The following is a 7144-nucleotide window of genomic DNA, read 5'->3' on the forward strand; positions in this document are numbered from 1 at the left end:
ATCGAATAGGAGTAGACCTGTCATAGTTGACTACTATTAATAAGACTATGACAGAGTCCTTCGGTAATTAGACCGTCAACGTCCCTCGGTAATCACATGAAATCAAGCTAATGAAAACCTGTCAGACTAATTCGTTTTAGTCATGCGGGCTACATATTGGATTTTGAACTAAGATTAGCCATCACTTTTTCAATCTCTTATACAAAGCTAGGAGCAAAGCCGATCTATCATCGTTGAGAATATTGATATCTCACCTCTTCTTAAAGGTTTTACTGGTATTGATACATTCTATGGAAAGAATGTATTACGAGAGTAATGCATGAGTTTGCTCTAGTAAAAAAAGGGGAAGCGCTTGCTTCCCTTTCTAAATGCTCAAACCATCCCGCGCTCTTTCGCCCATTCAATGAACTCTTTGTAAGGACGTTTTCCTCTCATACCTTTCACCGCTTTTGGGAAGCCAAGCTCTTGAGTCCAACGCCACAAAGTAGGCTGGCTAATCCCAAGAGTTTCACGAACCTCTTTATCACTGATGAAAAAGCGTTGTGTTGCTAGGTTTATCGTTGAATTAACCATTTTGATTTCCTCTATTAGCTGAACTTTTCATATAACAAACATAAAACACCGCACAAATAACGGCATAGACGGCGAAACTGATCATTGGGCAACTCCTTTTTCTGGTGGCATAATTCGTACTCGGTTTGTTGTGTGCCAACACATAGCATCTCCATTAAACAAGCCGCCTTCGCGTAACTTAGCGCAGCCTTGTGGTAGCTGTTCACCACATTTACCGCAACAACCCAAATCGCTTTCTATCTTGGGTATCTCGGCATGAACACGATGAATAATTGACTGCAAAGCTTCAACTTGGGTGTAAGGTTCCCTTGGGTAAGCGAAGAACTGGCATATATCATTAAGCTTTGTGATTTCATTGGGTGATAACGTCACTCGGATATCGTTATTGCCACTGGTTTTACGCTTATCCCTTAGGCGCTTGGCGCGAACTGCTGCTTGTTTGCGTTTACGTTCCTTAGTCATTTTGCAGCTTTTCGCTTTCGAGCGGTGGCCTTCTTTTTTACTGGGGCAAGAAACTGGCGAGCTTTTGCTAAACAAAAGTCGAAACATTTGCCGCCACGGCCTCCGAACGAAGCGGTGGTTCGGTAGATTTTAATCGCGAAGTTACAAGCCCGAGTTGCTTCGTCACGCTTGTAGCCTTCACCAAGTAAGATTTGATGAATCTTTTTATGGATAAACTCTTCCTGAGAGTTTCGAAGTAGGGGAGTCGTCATTACACAAAGTTCCTTTGGTTTCTGGGTGAAACCTGGCAATCAGTCTATGTACTTGAAATTGGTGGTCAGCCAGTTATATACTGATTGCGAGGTTTAGGTTTGGTTATCTAAGTCTCATTGCACAAAGTAAGCCCTTATTGGTTTGGTCACCGATAGGGGTTTTCTCTTTTTCAGCCTTTCAAAATCTCATTTCATTCAATTTCGTGCTCAATTGGTCAGAAAGAGCGTTGAACTTATGGATAGTTTGGGCGTCTTCTTTTCCTACGCTTACTTCTAAATTTTCACACTTATCGCTTAGCTTAATGAGCTGCTCTAGCTCGTCATAAAACGGATCGCTTTTTGGTATCTTCGCTAGGTAATGCTTAAAACTCACTTTATGAAGTTGAATAGCTTTAGCGCCTTCTAGAGTTTTGTTGATGTCTGTAAGAGATAAATACGTCATAGGTTTTCCTTTTTACTGTAGGTACATTGTCACTTGCTATAATGTACCTACAAGGTACTAATTATATTTGACCTTGTAAAGTACATTTTTTGGGCTTTATTTGAATTTCACGAATTTAAGGTACAAAAAAAGCCGCTATTGTGAGCGGCTTTCCTTGAGTGATTTTTTGCTACAAGTTCATAATGACTTGTTTTACATAGCCTACTATTCGGCAATTCCCACTGATTGGGATAGGGTCATATTTGGGGTTCAGCGGGACCAAAAACTTATGTGGACCGTCAATCTCTAGCTTTTTAATCGTTGCCTCTGGAGCATCATTAAGTGTAGCTACGACAATCTTTCCATTATCAGGGCAGTTGCATGGTTCAACTACTACAATGGAACCTGCTGGTATAGACGGGGAACCGTGTGGATTGGTCATAGAGTTGCCCGTAACACGCATGGCAAAGGCTTCCTCACTGATATTGCTTGAGGTGGTTTGCCAGTCTAGCTCCTCGTAAATAATATCTTTAGAGTCGATTTTACCCCAAGAACCTGCTTGCACATGACTAAGAATAGGTACTCGTCTAGTTTGTGTCGAAGTGAATAGCGTCGAAGCTTCTTTTAGATCCTCTTCAGTATGATCTGTATCTAACCAACCTTCTGGCATGTTGAAAGATTTCTCTATGTGTCGAGCAATTTTTGGCCCAATAGCGCGTGTGGCGCCTTTTCCCATAAATCGACTGGCTTGAGTTGTAGAACGGTCAATTTTGTCTGCAAATGCCGTAGTACCACCAACTTTTTGAGCGAGAGATCGTGCATTGTCTCTTCTAATATCTTCTGCAGTTTTCATTACATCTACCTGAGCATTTTTAACTACTTAGAACATATTGTTACTTTAAGATTTTGTTCCTAAAAGGTACATGCCCTTGAAGGTACGTTTTGTTTGTGTATTATGTACCTAAGAGGTGCTTAATATGTATAAAAAATACTGGTGTCAGCTATCTGATACGCAAAGAAAATCTATGGCTAAGAAGCTAAAAACAACTACAGGGTACTTACGTTTGGTGATTACTGGACACAAAATCCCAGGGGCTGCACTAGCAAAAAACTTACATGACATAACTAATGGAGAGGTCGATAAACATCAACTGAGGCCAGATATTTTCTAACATCATATTAGATTTTTTAGGTCAAGGCTGACGATCAATATTCTGGATAAACAACCAGTAAGGAAGAACCATGCAACCCAGTTTAAAAAGCGTTATGCATAACGCGGTAGTCGCTTGGCGAAGTGACGCGACGAAAGAACAAATTGCGGAATACATTTCTCGTTTCTATCACAAGATGAAAATCTACGAGGAGGAAGACTGCCAAAGGGAATATCTTCTCAAAGTGCCGTCGGCTTTCAACAATCCAAACAACACTCAAAATTTATTTCGTTATGTCAGTAGAACAAGCACAGAGGCCAAAGCTAACGTGATGGATTTGTTGCCTGCAATTATTGCAGCTATGCCTAAAGCTAGGGCAACGGCTGCACTGAATCAGTTCTTAAACCCGCTTGGGTATTCAGTTGCGGCTATTGGCTCCAGTCAAACCATGTCGAACCGTGACCAACTACTCGCCGATTTTAGCAAAGAGTCATCTGAAGCACTCCGCTCGATACTCTTACTTGGTGAACATGCCACGTCTGACCAACTTCGTGATGCTTACCGAGAGCTACAAGAGAGCGCCGGCTCTCACGACCCGTTACTTAAATACTTAGAAACATTGATGGCGCAAAAAGGCTGACCACCTGAATGCATTTAATAACCACGCGAATTAACAAAACAAGAGAACTTTGTGCAATGAGTCTTTCTTATCAAAATTACCACGGCCAAATGCTGTGGATAGCAAACAATGGCAATTGTCGTTATGTGGTGTCGCGCAATAAAGCGAAGCAAATCCTACAAACCATGAAGGCGAGGGTGCAGTTATGAAAAACAAATTAGCTGATCTTAATAACCACCTTTTTGCTCAAATGGAACGCCTGTCTGATGAGGATATAACCGACGATAAATTGAATGAAGAAATTAATCGTTCAAAGGCTCTGACCACAGTATCAAAGCAAATCATCGATAACGCTCGTCTTGCTCTGGATGCTCAGAAGTTTCGTACAGAGTACGCGGGTCGAATTGAATTACCCGAAATGATTGAGGGTAATAAACATGTCTAAAGGTCAATCACATCGTTACACAGAAGCGCAGTGCGCATTCTTGAAAGCAAATAGCACCATGGTGCGGCGTGAATTGACTGAGGCCTTTAATCATCGCTTTGGAACAAATTTGACGCTCGCTGCAATTAACAGTTTCTGTAAACGCAAAGGTTGGTTTACTGGCCGCGACGGGAAGATAGAAAAAGGGAACAAGCCGTGGAATAGCGGTACTAAGGGCTTGATTAAGGCAAACGCCGGAAGTTTTAAGCCAGGCCAAAAACCAACAAACAGCAAGCCATTAGGGCATGAGCGTATTTGCTCTAAAGATGGGTTTATTCTCGTCAAAGTAGCAGAGCGTGATCCATACACCAAAGCCAAAACGCGTTATAGGGCAAAGCATCAAGTTGTCTGGGAACGTGAACATGGTGAGATACCTGATAACCATGTGATTCGTTTTAAAGATGGCGACAAGCTGAACTTTGCTATCGACAACCTCATTTGCGTTTCATTGGCTGTCAATCTACGTATGAATCGGAATCGAGTTCAGGACCTGCCAATAGAGCTTAAAGGAACGGGGCATGCCATCGCAGAGCTCGAAGTTGCCGCATTCAATGCAGGGAGGAAAGTCAGATGAGTATGCTTCTTACCGCTCAAGCCATGCAGTTAAAAGTTGGCAATGCGACTCGTAAACTCGTGTTACTCAAGCTAGCTGACAACGCCAACGACAATGGGGTGTGCTGGCCATCTTATGAGTACATTGCAGATATGTGCGAGGTCGACCGCCGAACAGTAATGCGTCATATCAAAACGTTAGAAGAAATGGGGTTTGTTTCAGTCCGCACCCGAAAGGGAGAAAAGGGCAATTCGAGTAATGTATACCAGTTAAATTTAGGGGGTGACAAATTGTCACCCCCTAGTGACACACGATCACTAGGGGTAGTGTCAGAGGATCACCCCCCTAGTGATCCTATGTCACCCGGAATCAGTCATAGAACCAGTCAATTAGAACCAGTAAAAAATAAACAAAAAAATTCGAGTGAACTTGAATCTTGTTTTGCTCGGCTTTGGGCCGCATACCCAACCAAGAAATCGAAGAAGAACTCGTTAGCAAAATTCAAAAGTATCGTGACAGCGCAAAGTGAACCTCCGGAAGTGTTTACCGAGATGCTCTGTCGAGATGTAGAAACTCGTGTGGCCAATCGACAGTTTGGTTTCGATAAGCTGCACCTAACGACCTACTTGAATCAAGAACGATGGAACGACGACCATGAAAAGACTCGAACAAGCCAGGCTGCACCAAAAAATCGAGTCGAGCAATACAACGCAGAGTTGCTCGAACGATACGGACACACTGCCACATCGGTTGGGCAACAAAGTGATTCTTTTGAACCTGGAAGATTGGATCCAAGTCAAATTTGTGGAGGCTTACGGGACGAAATGGCCGTATCAGGCACTACCATCGACTTGGACTCAAGCGATTACAACGATGTCGGTCAGTGAGATTCGTCGTGCAGTCAATCAGGCTTTGTTGGAAGGGGGTGTATGGCCCCCAAGCTTGCCAGAGTTTGTGTCTATGGGACGTGAAGAGTTGGTTGATATTGACGAGGCATTTACTCGAATGCTTCGCTGTGAACCAAAGGGTGATATCGAGTATTGGACATCGCAAGAGGTGGGTTTTGTTTGTAGAGGCCTGCTAAGCGAACGTGAAGCTAGAGCGAAGTACCGAAAAACGTTGAAGAAGTACGCAGATAAAGCCAAGGATGGCTCGCTCCCCTCAAGAAACGCGATGCGTTTGACCGATAAATCTAAGGTCAAACCACTTCATGAGATTGAGCGCCCCAATCCTAAGAAGTTTCGCAAGAACTCGGTATTTGCAAGGGTCGCAGCTCTGGGATCGAGGGCGTAATGCAAATTGAAAAGCTATTGGCAAAGTTCAATGTAAAAGGGGTCAACTACGACCTCAGTTCTGGCGGTAAGGGGATACTTTCTCAGGATGAGCAGCTGGCAATTTTTGGTCTAGCCTGGAAGGAAGCACCAGTAGGTTTTTTGGTGTTATTCGTTGAGTATTTGCAAGATAGACCTGCACTTAACAAGCTTTACCAAACCACCTTACAGGAAGCCAAAGCGCTGATGGAAACATGGCGCGGTCCATATCCCGAGAGAGCATTGGAAGCGTTAGTCAGGACAGCTATTGCAGAAGCGACGCAGCAGTTTGGCCAAGTTTGTCCAGAGTGTAATGGAAGCGGTAAATATGTTACCAAAAAAAGAGAAAGAAGAACTTGCCCATGCTGCGATGGTGGCCGCATAGGCTGGACGCAAGAAACTCGCTTCGCTTACTTCTGCCAAACTTTACCCGTTACCTTCTTTCGCTTTAAGAAGTACGAATCCATTTTAGGTAAATTGGTTAAGAGGCTAACTGATAAGCGAAGTGCTGCAGCCTTAGCGTTGCAGGGGAGATATGAACGAGAAAGCAAATTACAAAAGTCTTAAGGGTTGTGGTTTAACTCGAAGATTAATGTAGAGAGTGGGGGGAAGTGCGTGATGTGAGGCAAGGGTAGGTCGTTTTAATAGGTGATTTGCATTAACACTTTCGCTTATTGACTTACAGATGCCCCCTGAGAGGGGGCTGAAGTATTTCTCCCATAAACTTAATAAAGAAGCTACTTATTAGTTCCTTAGACTAGGCTTTCATTAACAAGTTTTTGAATATTGCTACTATTTACAGTCTACTTGGGACTGTAAATAAATTTTTGTAAGAGTCCCTAAAAACTTCAATTCAAAAAAATTAACCTACCACTCGTAAGAAGCGCCAACACCATATCCAATTGAATCCGTAGCGTCTTCAAATGCAACCGAACCACGAACAGCTAAATGGTCATTAACTCGAACACCAGAGCCAACCGCTAGAGCGTGAGCGTTTTCATAGCCGCCAACGCCGACAGAAACGTTCACTGAACCAACGTTGTATGGTTGGAAAAGATTTGAAGTTGCCATGTTCATTGCTTCAACGCTATTAATGCGATCGCCCATCTTGTTCATATCTTCACGCAAACCTTTAATGTCAGCTGTGTTTTTATCAATAGCCACGCGGTTTGCGTTTGATTGATCGCGAATTGCGGCAGTATGACGCGCTAAGGAGTCAATTTTTTGCTCTGTGCTTACAGTGTTTGGATCAGGAGTTAGACTCGGAGTCTTTTGACTTGCAGTTTGTAGTTTTGGAACTTGCGCTTGCATAGTCGGTGT

The 7144-nt window shown here is 43.2% G+C and carries 13 protein-coding genes; 7 read left to right on the forward strand and 6 right to left on the reverse strand.

Going from position 1 to position 7144, the window contains the following annotated elements; all coding sequences use genetic code 11:
* Nucleotides 1–372: 372 nt before the first annotated feature.
* The 5 genes from QQ041_RS22175 to QQ041_RS22195 form a co-directional block, all read right to left on the reverse strand.
* Nucleotides 373–573 (reverse strand): AlpA family transcriptional regulator, encoded by a 201-nt coding sequence (locus tag QQ041_RS22175; RefSeq protein ID WP_108167919.1) that lies wholly within the window; start codon nt 571–573, stop codon nt 373–375.
* A gap of 81 nt (nt 574–654) precedes the next feature.
* On the reverse strand, nt 655–1035 hold the full coding sequence (locus tag QQ041_RS22180) for a hypothetical protein (protein ID WP_285955072.1): 381 nt from the start codon (nt 1033–1035) through the stop codon (nt 655–657).
* On the reverse strand, nt 1032–1286 hold the full coding sequence (locus QQ041_RS22185; protein WP_210441649.1) for a hypothetical protein: 255 nt from the start codon (nt 1284–1286) through the stop codon (nt 1032–1034). The genes QQ041_RS22180 and QQ041_RS22185 overlap by 4 nt, the downstream gene beginning before the upstream one ends.
* 178 nt (nt 1287–1464) lie before the next feature.
* Nucleotides 1465–1728, reverse strand: a complete 264-nt coding sequence (locus QQ041_RS22190) for a hypothetical protein (RefSeq protein WP_285955073.1) — start codon at nt 1726–1728, stop codon at nt 1465–1467.
* A 169-nt stretch (nt 1729–1897) separates the two neighbouring features.
* Entirely contained in the window at nt 1898–2560 is a 663-nt protein-coding gene (locus QQ041_RS22195; protein ID WP_171762567.1) for a LexA family transcriptional regulator, read from the reverse strand.
* A gap of 172 nt (nt 2561–2732) precedes the next feature.
* Here QQ041_RS22195 and QQ041_RS22200 point away from each other — a divergent pair, with 172 nt between their 5' ends.
* From QQ041_RS22200 to QQ041_RS22230, 7 genes are all read left to right on the forward strand, one after another.
* Nucleotides 2733–2879 carry a helix-turn-helix domain-containing protein gene (locus QQ041_RS22200; RefSeq protein ID WP_253820310.1) on the forward strand — a complete coding sequence of 49 codons (147 nt, stop codon included), beginning with the start codon at nt 2733–2735 and terminating at the stop codon, nt 2877–2879.
* 70 nt (nt 2880–2949) lie between these two features.
* A complete protein-coding gene (locus QQ041_RS22205; RefSeq protein ID WP_285955074.1) occupies nt 2950–3498 on the forward strand; it encodes a toxin YdaT family protein in 549 nt (182 codons plus the stop codon).
* Between the two features lie 184 nt (nt 3499–3682).
* Complete coding sequence (locus QQ041_RS22210; RefSeq protein ID WP_285955075.1) at nt 3683–3922, forward strand: hypothetical protein; 240 nt, start codon at nt 3683–3685, stop codon at nt 3920–3922.
* Entirely contained in the window at nt 3915–4535 is a 621-nt protein-coding gene (locus QQ041_RS22215; protein ID WP_285955076.1) for an HNH endonuclease signature motif containing protein, read from the forward strand. Before QQ041_RS22210 ends, QQ041_RS22215 begins: the two co-directional genes overlap by 8 nt.
* Nucleotides 4532–5401 (forward strand): helix-turn-helix domain-containing protein, encoded by an 870-nt coding sequence (locus QQ041_RS22220; protein ID WP_285955077.1) that lies wholly within the window; start codon nt 4532–4534, stop codon nt 5399–5401. The genes QQ041_RS22215 and QQ041_RS22220 overlap by 4 nt, the downstream gene beginning before the upstream one ends.
* On the forward strand, nt 5388–5807 hold the full coding sequence (locus tag QQ041_RS22225) for a hypothetical protein (RefSeq protein WP_285955078.1): 420 nt from the start codon (nt 5388–5390) through the stop codon (nt 5805–5807). Before QQ041_RS22220 ends, QQ041_RS22225 begins: the two co-directional genes overlap by 14 nt.
* On the forward strand, nt 5807–6391 hold the full coding sequence (locus QQ041_RS22230; protein WP_285955079.1) for a hypothetical protein: 585 nt from the start codon (nt 5807–5809) through the stop codon (nt 6389–6391). Before QQ041_RS22225 ends, QQ041_RS22230 begins: the two co-directional genes overlap by 1 nt.
* Before the next feature lie 300 nt (nt 6392–6691).
* Here the strand turns inward: QQ041_RS22230 and QQ041_RS22235 are convergent.
* Nucleotides 6692–7144: YadA C-terminal domain-containing protein (locus QQ041_RS22235; protein ID WP_285955080.1), on the reverse strand; the 453-nt coding region annotated here is incomplete at its 5' end.

The organism is Vibrio sp. TMPB1044 (assembly GCF_030442075.1).
Lineage (GTDB): Bacteria > Pseudomonadota > Gammaproteobacteria > Enterobacterales > Vibrionaceae > Vibrio > Vibrio satsumensis.